Genomic DNA, 15798 nt, shown 5'->3' with positions numbered 1-15798 from the left:
TTGAACAATCCTGATTAGCGCGGCTGATCCGGTTTTGCAAAGCCCTGTGCAATCCGGGCCAGCAAAGGAGAGTCCGCGCGGGCGGCGAGAAAGTTGTAGCCCTTGAAAGGATCGGTCTTGAGCGCACGGATCGTCGTGATGTCAGGCATGGGAATCAGGCCATTTTCAGCTGAATAGAGACACATTCCGGGCTGTGCCAACAAATGCGCGCTGACCGCGCAGGCCGGATCGTTGCCGTGATCCTCGTAGATCAGAACGGACCCTTGGGCGAGGGCACGGGCAGCGCCGGTGATGGCGGACACCTCGGCACCTTCCACGTCAAGCTTGATCAGGGCCGGGGTGCCGGGGGGAACAAGATCGTCGATGGCGAGCGTTGCCACGCTCTCGGTCCGGTCGTCTGTGCCTGCCGGGACGTCCCCCATCAACCGGGCGGAGGCGTGGCTAAGGTGGGTGTTGACGAAGGTCAGCACCTCGCCGGAGGTGGCGTGAATAGCGGCGTGATGCAGAGTGACTCCGTACAGTTGTGCGGCGTTACCGTACAACCGTTCGTAGGTCTGGGCCGATGCCTCAACCGCGATCACCTGTTCGAAAAGCGGCGCGGCGCGGGTGGTCCAATAGCCCATGTTGGCCCCCAAATCGCAAAACAGCGGCGTGGCCCCGGCGGCGGCGCGCAAGACCGCGTCAACTTCGGGTTCATAGGGCGCGCGGTAGAGAGCGAAGCGGGTCCAGTATCCGTCATTGAGGGCGATGCGGTAGGGGGCGGCGTCGGCGGCATGCAGGGTAACCGAATTCTCGGGGGCAAAAATTCGCCCGAGACCGCGAGCAAACCGGCCATAGAGGCCGCGCGTGACGGCCAGCCGGAAGAGACCCATCAGGAGAATATATTGCACCCGCGCGGCGGGGCTGGAGAAGGTGAGGCGATCTGGTGCTGTCATGAGGCAGAGGTAGGCAAAGCGCGCCCTGGGCGCAAACCCTAAACACATGCGCCACACGCGCTTGTGCTCTGAATTTTAGTGCAACGGGGAGGATGGCTTCCCAAATTGGCATCATGGAAACCGGCGCAGATGCGCCAAGCCAGAGGAGAGTAGCCATGTTCAAACGTCTTTTTTCAGCCGCTGTCATCTTTGGTGCTGCCGCGCTTGCGCCACCAGAGGCTGCGCAAGCGCAAGCGATGACCTGTTTGCCCCGTGTCGATCTGATTGAGCGGCTGGCGGGGCGCTATAACGAACATCTGACCGGCGGAGGAATGCAGAGCCCTCAGCAATTGCTGGAGGTCTGGGCGTCGGATCAGACGGGGAGTTTTACCGTCTTTGTGACCCGGCCTGACGGGGTCAGTTGTGTCGTGGCCACGGGACAGCATTGGCACGATGCCACGCCACGGGTGGCTGAGGGGGTGGCGGGCTAATCGCGCATTGCCCAAAGGGGGGGTGAGTGCTATCTGCCTTGCAAATTCTTATGCAAGGAGCCACCTCAGATGGCAAAAGATTACATCGTCAAGGACATCAGCCTCGCCGCTTATGGGCGCAAAGAACTGGATATTGCGGAGACCGAAATGCCCGGGCTGATGGCGCTGCGCAAGGAATACGGCGAAGCCAAGCCGCTCCGGGATGCGCGGATCGTTGGCAGTCTGCACATGACCATTCAGACGGCCGTGCTGATCGAAACGCTGGTTGAACTGGGGGCCGATGTGCGCTGGGCGTCCTGCAACATCTTTTCCACGCAGGACCATGCGGCGGCGGCGATTGCCGCAGGCGGCACGCCAGTGTTTGCGATCAAGGGTCAGACGCTGGAAGAGCATTGGGACTACCTCGACAAATCGTTCATGTTCGAGGATGGCCCGAACATGATCCTCGACGATGGCGGCGATGCGACGCTCTATGTGCTGCTTGGCGCGCGGGCCGAAGCGGGTGAGGACATCATCCCGGTTCCCGCCTCGGAAGAGGAAGAGGTGATCAAGGCGCAGATTGCCAAGCGGATGAAGGCCAGCCCCGGTTGGTTCACCAAGGTCCGCGATCAGATCAAGGGTGTGTCCGAGGAAACGACGACCGGCGTGCACCGTCTCTATGATCTGCACAAGAAAGGGCAGTTGCCGTTCCCGGCGATCAACGTCAATGACTCTGTCACCAAATCGAAGTTCGACAACAAATACGGCTGTAAAGAGAGCCTTGTGGACGGTATCCGTCGCGCCACCGACACGATGATGGCGGGCAAGGTGGCCGTGGTCTGTGGTTATGGCGATGTGGGCAAGGGATCGGCAGCGTCACTGCGCGGTGCCGGTGCGCGCGTCAAGGTGACAGAGGTCGATCCGATTTGCGCGTTGCAGGCGGCAATGGATGGATTCGAGGTGGTCGTGCTGGAAGATGTGGTGGAAAGCGCCGACATTTTCATCACCACCACCGGCAACAAGGACGTGATCCGCATCGAGCATATGCGCGCGATGAAAGATATGGCGATTGTTGGGAATATCGGCCATTTCGACAATGAAATTCAGGTGGCAACCCTGAAGAACCACAAATGGACCAACATCAAGGATCAGGTGGACATGATCGAGATGCCCTCGGGCAACCGGATCATTCTGCTGTCCGAGGGGCGCCTGTTGAACCTCGGCAATGCCACCGGGCACCCGAGCTTTGTGATGTCCGCCAGCTTTACCAATCAGGTACTGGCGCAAATCGAGCTCTGGACCAAGGGCGATCAGTACGGCAACGAGGTCTATGTGCTGCCCAAACATCTTGACGAAAAAGTTGCCCGTCTGCATCTTGATCGCATTGGGGTCAAGCTGACCCAATTGCGTCAGGATCAGGCGGATTATATCGGCGTTGACACCGATGGTCCGTTCAAGCCCGAGCATTATCGTTATTGAGCATTTCGGTTATTGGATAGGAGACCGATATTGAAACTACCCGTTTTTAATGTCGGCCTCCTGGCCATTGGCCTGATGTTTGGGATTGCTGATGGATCGCCTGCTCAGGCCAAGCCGAAAGTGACCGAAACTATCAAAACCTATGCGGTTTCGGCCACGTCCCTCAAGGGGCTGTTGTCGGAAATGGACAAGAAGGGTCCCAAGGGTCACTGGGGCTATACCGACTGGTATGTGAAATGGACCGGGGATTGCAAACTTAGTGTTACGGTGGACATTACCGTGCCGAAGCACAAGAACCCTGCGAAGATGCCCGCAGATCTGCGCCAGAAATTCGACGCCATGGTTGCCGCGCTGACAGCGCATGAGCGCCAACACGGCCGCCATGGTATCGAGGCCGCAGAAGAGATCGAGCGCGCCGGTTGTGCGGGGGGCGACGGTATCATCAAGAAGTACAACGCAAAAGACATCAAGTTCGACAAGACCACCGACCATGGTCGAACGGAGGGCGTGGTGCTGAACTAAGTCTTGGGCCGCGCCTCATCGGCTGATCTTGGCGAGCTTTCGTCCGAGGGGAGCGTTGCGCAATATTTCCCTTTGTAAGCGAAAAAACCCCGGCTATCGTGCGCAGAGCGTCATTTGTGAGGCTTTGTGAAACGATATGCCGGTCGCTTGCCGGGAAAAAGGGAGAGAATTGATGGGAAAGCGTGACGACCTGATCGCGAAATACGCCGACGACCTGCGTAACAAATGCGGGATGGAACCGGATATGGACCTGTTGACCAAGGTGACGATTGGCTGCGGTCCGGCGATTTACAATGCAGATGCCTCGACCGTTGCGGGTGGTCAGCCTGCGGAACTGGAAACGGTCAAGGTGAATTTCCTCGTCAAGAAACTCGGGCTGGCGGATAGCCCCGCGCTGATGGATGCGATCAATCAGGTGATTGAGACCTATGGAAAGTCCGAGCGCAACAAATATCGCGCGGTTGTCTATTATATGCTGACCAAGCATTTCGGCAAGGAAGCGGTCTACGGCTGAAGTCGTACCCCATCACAGACATGAGCGCCCGCCAATCTGGCGGGTGTTTTGTTTGTGGGTCAGGAATGCGTGCGAAAATCGCCGGTGTCGAGCACTGGCGCTGCATCAATATCCTCAGCGTCGAGCAGGGTGGCCACACGTTCGAGAGAGGCCACAAGCTGTGCCTGCTCCCAATCCGCGAGCGACTCGAATTTGCGCACATAGCGCTGTTGCAGGGCGTCGGGGGCGTGGAGGATGGTCTCGCGCCCGGCCTTAGTGATCACGATGTCGGTCTGGCGGCGGTCGGTCTGGGATTTCTCGCGCTGGACCATGCCATGTTTCACCAATTTATCGACCAAGGCGGTTATGGTCGCCTGTGACACGCGCATCTGCTGAGCGATCTGGGTCGCAGTGCAAGTGCCGCGCTCTGCCACGATCTGAAGCACCCGAAACTGCACCGCCGTCAGCCCGGCAGCGGTGGCAAGTTTACGCCCATACATTTCGGTTGCGCGCAGAATGCGGCGCAGGGCGATCAGGCTTTGGTCTGTGCGGTCCATTCGAGTCCCCCTGATGATGGCTGTAATGGTCGCAAAGCTGTCGCTCAATTGCAAATTCATTCCTCCTGAGGCAATTATTTTAGTTCGCTAAATAAATATATAGGGAATTCCATCAGGAAAATAAGGGATTTATAGGTTAAATTTCTCGATTGTCGTTATTTTCGCTAGGAAGGTTGATTTCCGAGCATTGGTATTATATTTAGCTATACGAAGCAATTAGAGAGGTCACGCCCCAATGCGACATGCGATGGAAATGTTTCGGAAAGCCATGCCAAGCCTGCGCAAGCCCTCATCCGAGGATGGCGCGGCGATCTGGGATCTGATTCAGGCCTGCAAGCCGCTGGATGAAAATTCGATGTATTGCAACCTGATCCAATGCGATCATTTCCGCGATACCTGTATTGTGGCCGAATTGAACGACGAGATCGTCGGCTGGGTGTCGGCCTATATCCTGCCCGATGATCCCGAGACTCTGTTTGTCTGGCAGGTGGCCGTGTCGGAGAAGGCACGGGGTACGGGTTTGGGCACGCTCATGCTGCGTGGTCTTCTGTCGCGCGAGGCCTGCACTGGCGTCACGCGTCTGCAAACCACGATCACGCGCGACAATGCCGCAAGTTGGGCGCTGTTCCGCAAGTTCTCTGATCTGAATGATGGCGCGTTGTCGAGCACGCCGTATTTCTCGAAGTCGTTGCATTTCAATGATCTGCACGACACTGAATACATGGTTACGATCACCATGAAAGAGCGGATGAAGAAGGCGGCCTGATCCTCTGGCCGCCTGCCCGCCCTATCCCCCAATCACATGAAGGACACGTTATGACGACTGACAAGTCAGCCGACCTGAGTATTTTTGACCGCCGCGAAAGCGAAGCGCGCAGCTATTGCCGCAGCTTTCCCACCTCTTTTGTCAAGGCGCAGGGATCGCAGATGACCGATGCGGCGGGCCGGACCTATATCGACTTTCTCGCCGGGTGTTCGTCGCTCAACTATGGCCACAATGACCCGGATATGAAGGCGGCGCTGATCGCGCATATTACTGCCGATGGGATCACCCATGGTCTTGATATGCACACTGACGCCAAGGCCGATTTCCTGCGGGCGTTTGAGGATATCATCCTGAAACCGCGCGCTATGGCCCACAAGGTGATGATGACCGGGCCGACCGGCACCAACGCGGTCGAGGCTGCGATGAAGCTGGCGCGCAAGGTCACGGGGCGGCGCAATATCATCGCCTTCACCAATGGCTTTCACGGAATGACCATGGGCGCGCTGGCGGCTACGGGCAACGTAGGCAAGCGTGCGGGTGCGGGCTCTGTCTCGCTCAATGATGTGGTGCACATGCCCTATGAGGGCGCATTTGGACCGGATGTGGACAGCCTCAGCATCATCGAGAAAATGCTGGGCAACCCGTCAAGCGGGGTCGATGCCCCTGCCGCGTTCATCATCGAACCGGTGCAGGGTGAAGGCGGGCTGAATGCGGCCTCTACCGCGTTCATGCAGGGCATTGCCCGGCTGGCGAAAGAGCATGGCGCGCTGCTGATCGTCGATGATATTCAGGCAGGGTGCGGGCGCACCGGCAGCTTCTTTAGCTTTGAGGCGATGGGGATTGAACCGGATCTCATCCCGATGGCCAAGAGCTTTTCCGGGATGGGCCTGCCGTTTGCCGCGCTTTTGATCAAGCCCGAGTATGATATCTGGGGACCAGCCGAGCATAACGGCACGTTCCGGGGCAATACCCATGCCTTTGTCACCGCGCGCGTGGCGCTGGAGAAGTTCTGGAAAGACGATGCGTTCCAGAAATCGATCCGAGCCAAGGCTGAAATCCTGCGTGAGGCGCTCACGCAGATTGCGGATCAGATTCCCAGTGCCAGCCTCAAGGGGCGTGGCATGATGCAGGGGGTCGATGTCGGCAACGGCGCTCTTGCCAGCGAGATTTGCGCGCGCGCCTTTGAAAAAGGGCTTATCATCGAGACTTCGGGTGCGCATGATGAGGTGGTCAAGGTTCTGGCCGCGTTGACGACGCCCGAGGCCACGTTTCGAAAAGGGCTGAGCCTGCTTGCGGAGGCCGCCCGTGATGTCACGCAAACACATAAAATTGCAGCGGAGTAACATGAATGATTGTCAGAGATTTCAACAAGATCATCGAGGAAGACCGCAGCCGCGTCGTGTCGGATGCGCAGTGGTCGAGCGTGCGGATGCTTCTCGCGGATGACGGAATGGGGTTTTCGTTCCACATCACGTTTCTGGAGCCGGGATCGGAACATATGTTCGAATACAAGAACCACTTTGAGAGCGTCTATTGCATGCAAGGCAAGGGTTCGATCACCGATGTCGCCACCGGCGAGACGCATGAGATCAAACCCGGTGTGATGTATGCGCTAGACCAGCATGATCGCCACATTCTGCGGGCCGAGGAAGAACTGGTTATGGCCTGCTGTTTCAATCCGCCGGTGACCGGCAAAGAGGTGCATCAGGCCGATGGCTCTTACGCGCTGGAAAGCGCCTGACAAAAAGGACCCAGGCACAGGCCCGGGTAAAAAATTATGACATTTCCGGACCATACCGTCGAGAAAATCGGCGGCACATCCATGAGTCGCGTGGCCGAGTTGCTGGACACGCTCTTTATTGGCGCGCGGACGGGTACCGCGCTCTATCACCGTGTTTTCGTGGTTTCGGCGTTTGGCGGGATCACCAACACGCTGTTGGAGCACAAGAAATCCGGCACGCCGGGGGTTTATGCGCTGTTTGCCAACGGGGACGACGATCATGGATGGCTGGATGCGCTGACCGAGGTGGGGCGCGCGATGCGCGAGGCGCATGGCAGTATTCTGGAGCATCCGGGCGACCGCAACATGGCGGATGAGTTTGTCCGGGAGCGGATCGAAGGCGCGCGATCATGCCTGTTTGATCTGCAGCGGCTGTGTTCCTATGGGCATTTCCGACTGAGTGATCACATGCTGGTCATTCGAGAGCTGCTGTCGGGGCTGGGCGAATCCCATTCGGCGTTTGTTACCACGCTCTTGTTGCAGCGGGCTGGGGTGAATGCGCGGTTCATCGACCTGAGTGGCTGGCGCGATGAGAGTGAACATTCCTTATCCGAGCGGATAGCGGCGGGGTTGCGCGACGTCGATCTGACCAGCGAAATGCCAATTGTTACCGGCTATGCCCAATGCGCCGAGGGCCTGATGCGCGAGTTTGACCGGGGGTATTCTGAGGTGACCTTCGCCAATATTGCCGCCTATACGGGGGCGAAAGAGGCGATTATTCACAAGGAATTTCACCTGTCCTCGGCCGATCCCAAGCTGGTGGGAGAGGATGCTGTGCGCAAGTTGGGCCACACGAATTATGACGTGGCAGATCAGCTCTCGAACCTCGGGATGGAGGCGATTCACCCCAAGGCTGCCAAGACATTACGGCAGGCGGATGTGGCGCTGCGGGTCACGAATGCGTTTGATCCGGGCGATCCGGGGACGTTGATCGACGATCAGCCGACGGACCAACCGAGCGTGGAGATTGTAACGGGTTTGAAGGTCGTGGCGCTGGAGCTCTTCGAGCAGGATATGGTCGGGGTCAAAGGCTATGACACAGCCATTCTGGAGGCGCTCAAGCGGCATAATGTCTGGATCGTGTCCAAATCCTCCAACGCCAATACGATCACGCATTATGTGCATGCCTCGCTCAAGGTGGTGCGGCGCGTGGCGCGGGATCTGGAGGAGCTGTACCCTTCGGCAGATGTATCGGCGCGCACGCTGTCGGTGGTGTCACCGATCGGGCGGGATCTGAGCGGTTTGCGGGTGCTGAGCCGGGGTCTGGCGGCGCTGGAAGAGGCCGGAATCGAGGTGGTCGCCGCGCATCAGACGCCGCGCAGTGTGGATGTGCAATTTGTCCTTGGGTCCAAGGATATGGAGGCGGGGATTGCCGCGCTGCACCGCGTGCTGATCGAAGGCGAGGTGGCGCAGGTCCCGAGGAAAGCCGCCTGAACGCGCCCCCTCAATTCGACCTGTCCTTAAATTGAAATGAATGCGCGGCATTCGCCATTTGGCGGGGCCGCGCATTTGTCGTAGGGTGGATGTATTCGCGCCAGTATGGCCGAGACCTGATCAAGTTACACGTGTGGTGCGTAGGGAGCACGTGGGTGACGGAGGGTGTCGGCATCTGCTGGCATCCTCCGTTTGGTTTTTGGCGGGCAAGTGCCCGTTTACGCGCTTAGCCCCGCCATGTCGCAGATGATGCGCCATTCCTCTGCCGTCACCGGCTGCACCGAGAGGCGGGAATTTTTCACGAGGATCATATCGGTCAAGCGCGGATCGGATTTGATGGTGTCGAGCGTGACCGGCGTCTGAGCAGTCTCAATCGCCTTGATGTTCACACATTCCCAGCGGGGATCGTCCGATTTGCTGTCAGGATGCGCCGTGGCGATCACCTCAACGGTGCCGACCACGGCCTTTTCCGTCTGGCTGTGGTAGAAGAAGCCACGATCACCCAAGGCCATCTCGCGCATGAAATTGCGGGCCTGATAATTGCGCACACCGTCCCATTCCTCGCCCGTGTCGCCCTTGGCCAGCTGGTCCTGCCAGCCCCAGGTCGAGGGTTCGGATTTGAACAGCCAATAGCGCATCAGATCACCTTTTTCCACGGGATCAGTTCGACATTGGCGAAGAGCCCGGCCTTGGCATAGGGATCCCCCGCCGCCCAATCCTGCGCGGCCTGCATATCCGCTACATCAAGGATCACGAGCGAGCCGATCATCTGGCCTGCATCATCGAGCAGCGGACCGGCCTGAGAGACAACGCTGGTCTTTTTGAGATAGGCAACATGCGCGTCGCGGGTATCGAGGCGGGTTTGCAGGGCACCGGGTTTGTCGCGGGCTATGAGAGCAATAAGCATCATTCTTCCTTTAATGGGCGTGAGAGCAGCATATCCATCGCCTGCGCCACGTGCAATTCGCCTGTGACAAGGGCGGTAACGGCATGGGTGATGGGCATATCGAGGGCAAGGGCCTGTGCACGGGTCAGAACGGCACGGGCGGTGGCCGCGCCTTCGACTGTGATCGAGGGGTCGAAACCTGCGCCCTCTGCGATGCTCTGACCATAGCGGTAGTTGCGCGATTGGGCCGACGTGCAGGTGAGCACCAGATCACCGAAACCTGAAAGGCCGGCGAGGGTCTGGGGCTCTGCGCCAAGCGCGCGGGCGAGGCGGTTCATTTCGGCAAAGCCACGGGTCATCAACGCCGCGCGCGCGCTCTCACCGAGACCAGCGCCCATCACCGCGCCACAGGCGATGGCGATCACGTTCTTGAGCGCGCCGCCGAGTTCCGCGCCGAGCGTGTCGGTGGTGCGATACAGGCGTAGCGTTGGCGTGGTGAGGGCGCGTTGCAAGGCTTGCCCCCAGCAGTCATCGGCGCAGGCCAGCGTGAGCGCGGTGGGCAGACCAAAGGCGATGTCACGGGCAAAGCTGGGGCCGGTCAGAATGGCCGGGGTCGCCTGCGGGCAGATCCGGGCGATAAGAGCGGTGGGGCCGAGGCCAGTGCCGAGGTCCATGCCCTTGCAGCAGGCGACGAGGGGGCGGATGGCTAACGCCGTCTGATGCTCTGACAGGAACGCGCCCAATGTCTGCATCGGCATGGCGAGGAGGCAGGGCGATGTGCCGCCGGGCAACGGGCCGCTGATGACGGTCACATTGTCCGGCAGGCGAATGTCTGACAGGCGTCTAGCATTTTGGCGACCTGTCTGCATCTCTGCCGCGTGATCCGCGTCACGTGCCCAGAGCGTCACAGGGCCGGTTTGCGCCAATGTCACGGCGAGGGCCGTGCCGAATGCGCCTGCGCCACAGATGAGGATCATGCCTTGGCTCCCTTTTTGCCACTGCCCAACATCGCGGGGCTGGTTTGATCCAAGGGCCAGCGGGGGCGGGCGGCGAGGGTCATGTCATCGCGATGGCCATTGGCAAAAAGCTCGGCCCCGGCATAGGCGATCATCGCGGCATTGTCGGTGCAAAGCGCCATAGGCGGGGCGTTGAATGCCGCGCCCATTTCGGCCGCGACAGTCTCTAACCCGGCGCGGATCGCGGTATTGGCGGCAACACCCCCGGCGACGGCGATGACCGGCTGTTCGGGGTTGTCGGCGAGATAGATCGTCAGCGCGCGGCGGGTTTTCTCAGCCAGCACATCGCGCACGGCGGCCTGAAACCCGGCGCAGAGGTCGGCGCGGTCCTGGAGAGTCAGCCCGGATTTTTCAGTTACAATCTGATCGCGGGTGCGCAAGAGGGCGGTCTTGAGGCCGGAAAAGGACATGTCACATCCGGGGCGATCCAAAAGTGGCCGGGGAAAGCGGAAGCGGTTGGGGTCCCCTTGGATCGCCTCGCGTTCGACATGCGGGCCACCGGGTTGAGGCAGTCCCAAGAGGCGGGCCGTTTTGTCAAAGGCCTCGCCGGGGGCGTCGTCGATGGTGCCGCCAAGGCGGGTGAAATCATCCGCGCCGCGCACGATGAGAAATTGGCAATGCCCCCCCGAGACCAGCAGCATGAGATAGGGATAGGCAATGCCATGCGTGAGGCGCGGGGTCAGCGCATGGCCCGCGAGGTGATTGACGCCAATGAGCGGCAGGCCCGCGCCCACCGCTATGCCCTTGGCGCACATGACCCCGGCGATCACCCCGCCGATGAGGCCGGGACCGGACGTGACCGCAATCGCGGACACGTCGTGCAGGGTCAGATGCGCCTGCGCCAGCGCCTCGCGCACGCAGATGTCTAGCTTCTCGGTATGGGCGCGCGCCGCAATTTCAGGCACGACACCGCCAAAATCGGCATGGAGCGCGGTTTGGCCATGCACGACGGAGGACAGGATTTCGGGCGTTCCATCGGCACCAATGCGCAGCAGGGCGGCTGCGGTATCGTCGCAGCTGCTCTCAAGTCCCAGAAGGATCAAAGGCTCTGTCATCGCGCCCATGCGTTGCGTCAAAGGTGCAAGGCAGGTAACACCGAATGAGGCAGGCAACAACTCTGGATGGACCATGACCGTCACGATCCTGATCACGCGGCCCGAACCCGAGGCCAGCCGCTTGGCCGAGCGGCTGCAAGCGGTGTTGGGCGCGCAGGTCAGCATCGTTGTCTCACCGTTGATGCGGATTGAATATGGCGGGGCATTGCCGGATCTGACCGGGAACGCGGTGCTGATCTTTACCTCGCGGCATGGCGTCGAAGGGTTTTGCCGTCTGAGCACTCGGCGGGATTTTACCTGTTATGCCGTTGGCGATGCCACGGCAGAGGCGGCGCGCGCGCATGGGATGACGGCGATTTCCGCAGCCGGAGATGCGACAGCGCTGCTCAACAGGATTGCAGCGGAGGGCGTGCACGGCCCATTCGTGCATCTGCGCGGGGCGCATGTGGCGGCGGATGTGGCGGAGGTCCTGCGCGCCGCAGGCCATGATGCGTGCGACGTGGTGGTTTACGATCAGGTCGAGGCAGAAATGAGCGCGACGGCACGAGCCGCCTTACGAGGAAATGGCAGCGTGATTCTGCCGTTGTTGTCGCCACGCTCTGCGCGGATTTTTTTTGCTCAGGCGGGTCCGATCACGGCCCAGTTGTGCATCGCGGCCATAAGCCGCAAGGTGGCCGCTGTGGTGCCCGAAGGCACGAAAAGCGTGGTCGATATTGCGCAAACGCCGGATTTGCCGGGCATCCTCGCGGTCTTGCAAGAGCAGGTGGGCATGGCCAAGCGGCTTGAGGGTGGGAAACGACCACAGTAGGGTCAAGTTGACAACGACGGATGCTGAGATTCGAAAGGGTGGCGCAAGGTGGCCGATAAAAAGAAAGCTGCAAACAAGCCGGCTGAGGCAGACGGATTATCCGAAGCCGTTGAACCAGTCGCGGAGGCAGCGCCTGCGACAGAGCCAGACGGGGAGACGCGTGATAACCCTGCAACCGAGGCGGCGGCAGAAGATACCGATCGTCCCGACGCGGCGGAGGAGGATTTGTCAGACCTTCCAGCTGATGCGGCAGAAGATATCCCGTCCGAGATGCCCCCCGATAGCGACGACGGCAGAACTGCTGTTCCCGGTGCGATTTTTGTCGGCACACAAGAGCCGGAGGCCCAGACTGCGGCGGTGGTGAAAACCGAACAGGTGATCGTGCGGCAAGGTGGATTCTGGTCGATGCTGCTGGGCGGTGTGGTGGCGGCGGGTGTGGGCGTGGCGGCGGCACCCTATGTCTTGCCCCCGGCATGGTTTTCGCCCGCAGATGACGGCGTTGCTGTCGCGCTGACGGCGCAGAATGCACGGCTGGCGGCGCTGAGTTCCGAGCTGGAAGGGTTGCAGAGCCCGCCCGATCTGAGTGACGAAATGCAAGGGCTGAGCGAGACATTGACGGCGTTGACCGGTCAGATTGCGGATCTGGAAGGGCGTATTGGAGCGCTTGAGGATCGCCCGACAGTGCAAAGCGGCGGCGGTGTGCCTGCGGCAGAGATCGAAAACTTGCGCGCAGCCCTTGAGGCGCAGGCAACAGAGGTTGAGGCGCTGCGTGCGGCAGCAGATGAGCGGCAGACGGCAGAACGCGACAGTGCCTTGGCCACGCTGCGGCGGGCCGCGCTGACGCGCGTGATGACAGCGCTGGACAGCGGTAGCGATTTTACCCAAGCGCTGACTGATCTGCGCGACAGCGGGGTTGAGGTGCCCGATGCCCTGGCCGATCAGGCAAAAACCGGAGTGATCACACAGACCGCGCTGATCGAGAGGTTTCCCGAAGCTGCGCGCGCGGCGCTGGCCACGGCACGCGCCGAAAGCGGCGATGCGGTGGCGGGTGTAGGAGGGTTCCTCAAGAGCCAGCTTGGCATCCGGTCATTGAGCCCACAAGAAGGCGATGATCCCGACGCGGTATTGTCACGGGCCGAGGCGGCGCTGATCGAGGGACGCCTGAGCCATGCGCTGACCGAGATAGAGACCCTGTCCGAAGCGGCGCGCAGGCCATTGAGCGATTGGGTCGCAGAGGCCACACGCCGCCAAGAGGCGCTGGCCGCCGCAGAGGCCATGGCCGGAACATTGAATTGAGTTAGAAAAGGCGAGCGTCATGCTTTGGTCGATTATCAAGATTGCGGTTTTCATTGCCCTCGTGGCGGGCACGACCCTTGGCGCGAGCGCGTTGCTCGAGCTGGAGGGGGGGGTGCGGATCGTGATGGCCGGGATCGAGATCAACCTGACCCCGATCAAGGCGGTGATCGCGCTCGGGGTATTGGTCTTTGCGATCTGGCTCTTGATGAAACTGACCGGGCTGGTCGTGGCCTCGCTCCGGTTCATCAACGGCGATGAAACCGCGCTGTCGCGGTATTTCGACCGCAGCCGTCAAGACAAGGGGTATCGCGCGCTCTCGGAGGGGATGCTGGCACTCGCCTCGGGTGAGGGCGAGGTGGCGATGGCACAGGCCGCCAAAGCCGAGAAATATCTGCGCAAACCGGCGCTGACCAATCTGATCACCGCGCAGGCCGCTGAGATGTCGGGCAATCGGCGCAAGGCAGAAGAGGTCTATAAGCAGCTTTTGACCAATGAAAAGACCCGGTTTGTCGGGGTGCGTGGTATTCTGCGGCAGAAACTGGCGGAGGGTGACACCGAGACCGCGCTGAAACTGGCCAAGACCGCCTTTGCGCTCAAGCCGCGCCATACCGAGGTGCAAGACGCGCTGCTCGACTTGCAGGCCAAGACATCGGACTGGAAAGGTGCGCGCGAGACGTTGAATGCCAAGCTGAAATACGGCAGCCTGCCGCGCGATGTGCACAAGCGGCGCGATGCGGTTCTGGCGCTGTCGGAGGCGCGCGATGTGCTCGATGAGGGCAAGACTATTGAGGCGCGCGAGGCCGCGATTGAGGCCAATCGGCTCTCGCCGGATCTGATCCCGGCGGCGGTTCTGGCGGCTCGCGGCTATATTGACCAAGGCAATTCACGCAATGCGCTGCGCGTGATCAACAAGGCATGGTTGGTGCGGCCGCATCCCGATCTGGCGGCGGTTTTTGCCGCGATGGAGCCGGGCGAGACCCCCACCGAGCGGCTCAAGCGGTTTGCCAAACTGTTGAAAGTACACCCCGATCACCGCGAAACGCGGCTACTGGCGGCAGAACTGAACCTGGCCGCCGAGGATTTTCCCGCTGCACGCCGGGCGCTGGGCACTCTCGCCGAGGTCGAGCCGGACGCGCGCGCCCTGACCATCATGGCCGCCATCGAGCGGGGCGAAGGGGCACCGGATGCCGTGGTTAAGGGCTGGCTGGCGCGCGCCTTGTCTGCACCGCGCGGACCGCAATGGGTGTGTGACAAATGCCAGCATATTCATGCCGAATGGGCCCCTGCCTGTGAGAATTGCAATTCCTTTGATACGCTGAGCTGGCGCGCGCCGCCCAATAGCCCGATTGCCACGCCCACCGGGCTGGAAATGCTGCCGCTGATCGTTGGGGCGCTTGATGAGCCCCACATCGAGACCGCAAAAGAGGTGGACGATTCAGTTGACGACGCCGAGATTGTGATGGAAGAGGATGGGGTTAAAGCCGAAAAATAGGGCTTTTCCCGTCTGATACGCGGTGCTATAGCGCCGCCACCGGGGCCGCTGTAGCTCAGCTGGTAGAGCACGTCATTCGTAATGATGGGGTCGGGGGTTCGAGTCCCTTCAGCGGCACCACTTAGTAAGTAAATATATATTAAAATCAATTACTTGATATATTTATTCACTCCGCAATCCACCTTTTCATCCACCTTGGCGGGCGCTTTTCCCGAGCGATGAGCAGTTTGGGCAATGGGTTCGTGTGTCACAACTTGATACAGCAGATCGCATGGACCGCGCCAACACCAAAGGCGGGTCAGCCGGAAAGCTGCGAATATCGAACCATGTGAAGCGCGTTCCGTCGGCGTTGCACTTATTGCCCCAGCTTAGGCCTTGTGCACCCTGCCGGATCAACGCGGCCCGAACTACGTTAAGGTCGATCAGGTACCAACTCTCAACCGTCGTCTGCCCGCCGCGACCTGCGTCGCCTCTTCCTGCATGATCACCGCATCGGCCCCTTGGGGCAGCGCCGCTCCGGTCAAAACCCGGATCGCGGTCCCTGGCGGCAGCGCACGAGGCGCATCGCCCGCCGCCAAATCACCTGCGCGCGGCAGGCTCCACGGGCCGGGACCATCAAGCGCCGCCGTATTCACCGCGTAGCCGTCCATCGCGCAAGCGTTGAACGGCGGGCCATCGGCACCGGCCAGAACCGGCACGCCGCGCTCCAGCGCGGAGACGATCACGGGGTGAAACCCGTGGCCCGTCGCCTCCTGCTTGCCAAAGCGGTTGAGCATCATCAGGTCGGGGGCGACTTTGGCCCCGGCCAGCCCGTTCGCCACCACCATCGC

18 protein-coding genes and 1 tRNA gene are annotated in these 15798 nt (G+C 60.7%); 12 read left to right on the top strand and 7 right to left on the bottom strand.

The window, feature by feature from the left end; all coding sequences use genetic code 11:
• Positions 1–14: 14 nt before the first annotated feature.
• The gene (locus ACN0SW_RS14070; protein ID WP_417728556.1) at positions 15–935 is read right to left on the bottom strand and encodes an FkbM family methyltransferase; all 921 of its coding nucleotides are present in this window, start codon (positions 933–935) and stop codon (positions 15–17) included.
• Between the two features lie 155 nt (positions 936–1090).
• On the opposite strand from ACN0SW_RS14070, the gene ACN0SW_RS14065 reads away from it, so the two are divergent.
• From ACN0SW_RS14065 to ACN0SW_RS14050, 4 genes are all read left to right on the top strand, one after another.
• Entirely contained in the window at positions 1091–1405 is a 315-nt protein-coding gene (locus ACN0SW_RS14065; RefSeq protein WP_417728555.1) for a hypothetical protein, read from the top strand.
• Between the two features lie 69 nt (positions 1406–1474).
• On the top strand, positions 1475–2863 hold the full coding sequence (ahcY, locus tag ACN0SW_RS14060) for an adenosylhomocysteinase (RefSeq protein WP_417728554.1): 1389 nt from the start codon (positions 1475–1477) through the stop codon (positions 2861–2863).
• Positions 2864–2893: 30 nt separating this feature from the next.
• Positions 2894–3385 carry a DUF922 domain-containing protein gene (locus ACN0SW_RS14055; protein WP_417728553.1) on the top strand — a complete coding sequence of 164 codons (492 nt, stop codon included), beginning with the start codon at positions 2894–2896 and terminating at the stop codon, positions 3383–3385.
• 172 nt (positions 3386–3557) lie between these two features.
• Complete coding sequence (locus ACN0SW_RS14050; RefSeq protein WP_417728552.1) at positions 3558–3899, top strand: DUF2853 family protein; 342 nt, start codon at positions 3558–3560, stop codon at positions 3897–3899.
• A gap of 59 nt (positions 3900–3958) precedes the next feature.
• Here ACN0SW_RS14050 and ACN0SW_RS14045 read toward each other — a convergent pair whose 3' ends face one another.
• On the bottom strand, positions 3959–4435 hold the full coding sequence (locus ACN0SW_RS14045) for a MarR family winged helix-turn-helix transcriptional regulator (RefSeq protein ID WP_417728551.1): 477 nt from the start codon (positions 4433–4435) through the stop codon (positions 3959–3961).
• A 247-nt stretch (positions 4436–4682) separates the two neighbouring features.
• On the opposite strand from ACN0SW_RS14045, the gene ectA reads away from it, so the two are divergent.
• From ectA to ACN0SW_RS14025, 4 genes are read left to right on the top strand one after another with little or no spacing between them, the layout of a single operon-like run.
• A complete protein-coding gene (ectA, locus tag ACN0SW_RS14040; protein WP_417728631.1) occupies positions 4683–5201 on the top strand; it encodes a diaminobutyrate acetyltransferase in 519 nt (172 codons plus the stop codon).
• Positions 5202–5251: 50 nt separating this feature from the next.
• Positions 5252–6544 (top strand): diaminobutyrate--2-oxoglutarate transaminase, encoded by a 1293-nt coding sequence (ectB, locus tag ACN0SW_RS14035; RefSeq protein ID WP_417728550.1) that lies wholly within the window; start codon positions 5252–5254, stop codon positions 6542–6544.
• Between the two features lie 5 nt (positions 6545–6549).
• Positions 6550–6942 carry an ectoine synthase gene (locus ACN0SW_RS14030; protein WP_417728549.1) on the top strand — a complete coding sequence of 131 codons (393 nt, stop codon included), beginning with the start codon at positions 6550–6552 and terminating at the stop codon, positions 6940–6942.
• A 36-nt stretch (positions 6943–6978) separates the two neighbouring features.
• Positions 6979–8415: an aspartate kinase gene (locus tag ACN0SW_RS14025; protein WP_417728548.1), complete on the top strand. Its 1437-nt coding sequence runs from the start codon at positions 6979–6981 to the stop codon at positions 8413–8415.
• Between the two features lie 218 nt (positions 8416–8633).
• Here the strand turns inward: ACN0SW_RS14025 and ACN0SW_RS14020 are convergent, their stop codons facing one another.
• From ACN0SW_RS14020 to tsaD, 4 genes are read right to left on the bottom strand one after another with little or no spacing between them, the layout of a single operon-like run.
• Positions 8634–9053 carry an EVE domain-containing protein gene (locus ACN0SW_RS14020; RefSeq protein ID WP_417728547.1) on the bottom strand — a complete coding sequence of 140 codons (420 nt, stop codon included), beginning with the start codon at positions 9051–9053 and terminating at the stop codon, positions 8634–8636.
• Positions 9053–9322 carry a YciI family protein gene (locus ACN0SW_RS14015; protein WP_417728630.1) on the bottom strand — a complete coding sequence of 90 codons (270 nt, stop codon included), beginning with the start codon at positions 9320–9322 and terminating at the stop codon, positions 9053–9055. Before ACN0SW_RS14015 ends, ACN0SW_RS14020 begins: the two co-directional genes overlap by 1 nt.
• The gene (locus ACN0SW_RS14010; RefSeq protein WP_417728546.1) at positions 9322–10278 is read right to left on the bottom strand and encodes an NAD(P)H-dependent glycerol-3-phosphate dehydrogenase; all 957 of its coding nucleotides are present in this window, start codon (positions 10276–10278) and stop codon (positions 9322–9324) included. Before ACN0SW_RS14010 ends, ACN0SW_RS14015 begins: the two co-directional genes overlap by 1 nt.
• Positions 10275–11372 (bottom strand): tRNA (adenosine(37)-N6)-threonylcarbamoyltransferase complex transferase subunit TsaD, encoded by a 1098-nt coding sequence (gene tsaD, locus ACN0SW_RS14005; protein WP_417728629.1) that lies wholly within the window; start codon positions 11370–11372, stop codon positions 10275–10277. The genes ACN0SW_RS14010 and tsaD overlap by 4 nt, the downstream gene beginning before the upstream one ends.
• Before the next feature lie 73 nt (positions 11373–11445).
• On the opposite strand from tsaD, the gene ACN0SW_RS14000 reads away from it, so the two are divergent.
• The 4 genes from ACN0SW_RS14000 to ACN0SW_RS13985 all read left to right on the top strand — a co-directional run bounded on the left by ACN0SW_RS14000 (position 11446) and on the right by ACN0SW_RS13985 (position 15088).
• Complete coding sequence (locus tag ACN0SW_RS14000) at positions 11446–12180, top strand: uroporphyrinogen-III synthase (RefSeq protein WP_417728545.1); 735 nt, start codon at positions 11446–11448, stop codon at positions 12178–12180.
• Between the two features lie 48 nt (positions 12181–12228).
• Positions 12229–13476, top strand: a complete 1248-nt coding sequence (locus ACN0SW_RS13995; RefSeq protein WP_417728544.1) for a COG4223 family protein — start codon at positions 12229–12231, stop codon at positions 13474–13476.
• Positions 13477–13495: 19 nt separating this feature from the next.
• Positions 13496–14968, top strand: coding sequence for a heme biosynthesis protein HemY (locus ACN0SW_RS13990; protein WP_417728543.1), 1473 nt, complete (start codon positions 13496–13498; stop codon positions 14966–14968).
• A gap of 44 nt (positions 14969–15012) precedes the next feature.
• Positions 15013–15088: transfer RNA gene (locus ACN0SW_RS13985), tRNA-Thr, on the top strand.
• A 302-nt stretch (positions 15089–15390) separates the two neighbouring features.
• Here ACN0SW_RS13985 and ACN0SW_RS13980 read toward each other — a convergent pair.
• Positions 15391–15798 (bottom strand): DUF2478 domain-containing protein (locus ACN0SW_RS13980; protein ID WP_417728542.1); only part of this gene is annotated, 408 nt, incomplete at its 5' end.

Origin of the sequence: Roseovarius sp. (assembly GCF_048262375.1) — a bacterium.
Lineage (GTDB): Bacteria > Pseudomonadota > Alphaproteobacteria > Rhodobacterales > Rhodobacteraceae > Roseovarius.
The sequence above is the reverse complement of the archived record's forward strand: the minus strand, read 5'-3'. Positions and strand labels throughout refer to the sequence as shown.

Coding starts and splice junctions, on each gene's coding strand:
- ahcY (WP_417728554.1), top strand. CDS start 1,475: ATGGCAAAAGATTACATCGTCAAGGACATCAGCCTCGCCGCTTATGGG.
- tsaD (WP_417728629.1), bottom strand. CDS start 11,372: ATGACAGAGCCTTTGATCCTTCTGGGACTTGAGAGCAGCTGCGACGAT.
- ACN0SW_RS14050 (WP_417728552.1), top strand. CDS start 3,558: ATGGGAAAGCGTGACGACCTGATCGCGAAATACGCCGACGACCTGCGT.
- ACN0SW_RS13990 (WP_417728543.1), top strand. CDS start 13,496: ATGCTTTGGTCGATTATCAAGATTGCGGTTTTCATTGCCCTCGTGGCG.
- ectB (WP_417728550.1), top strand. CDS start 5,252: ATGACGACTGACAAGTCAGCCGACCTGAGTATTTTTGACCGCCGCGAA.
- ACN0SW_RS14045 (WP_417728551.1), bottom strand. CDS start 4,435: ATGGACCGCACAGACCAAAGCCTGATCGCCCTGCGCCGCATTCTGCGC.
- ACN0SW_RS14000 (WP_417728545.1), top strand. CDS start 11,446: ATGACCGTCACGATCCTGATCACGCGGCCCGAACCCGAGGCCAGCCGC.
- ACN0SW_RS14030 (WP_417728549.1), top strand. CDS start 6,550: ATGATTGTCAGAGATTTCAACAAGATCATCGAGGAAGACCGCAGCCGC.
- ACN0SW_RS14025 (WP_417728548.1), top strand. CDS start 6,979: ATGACATTTCCGGACCATACCGTCGAGAAAATCGGCGGCACATCCATG.
- ACN0SW_RS14020 (WP_417728547.1), bottom strand. CDS start 9,053: ATGCGCTATTGGCTGTTCAAATCCGAACCCTCGACCTGGGGCTGGCAG.
- ectA (WP_417728631.1), top strand. CDS start 4,683: ATGGAAATGTTTCGGAAAGCCATGCCAAGCCTGCGCAAGCCCTCATCC.
- ACN0SW_RS14070 (WP_417728556.1), bottom strand. CDS start 935: ATGACAGCACCAGATCGCCTCACCTTCTCCAGCCCCGCCGCGCGGGTG.
- ACN0SW_RS14010 (WP_417728546.1), bottom strand. CDS start 10,278: ATGATCCTCATCTGTGGCGCAGGCGCATTCGGCACGGCCCTCGCCGTG.
- ACN0SW_RS14065 (WP_417728555.1), top strand. CDS start 1,091: ATGTTCAAACGTCTTTTTTCAGCCGCTGTCATCTTTGGTGCTGCCGCG.
- ACN0SW_RS14015 (WP_417728630.1), bottom strand. CDS start 9,322: ATGCTTATTGCTCTCATAGCCCGCGACAAACCCGGTGCCCTGCAAACC.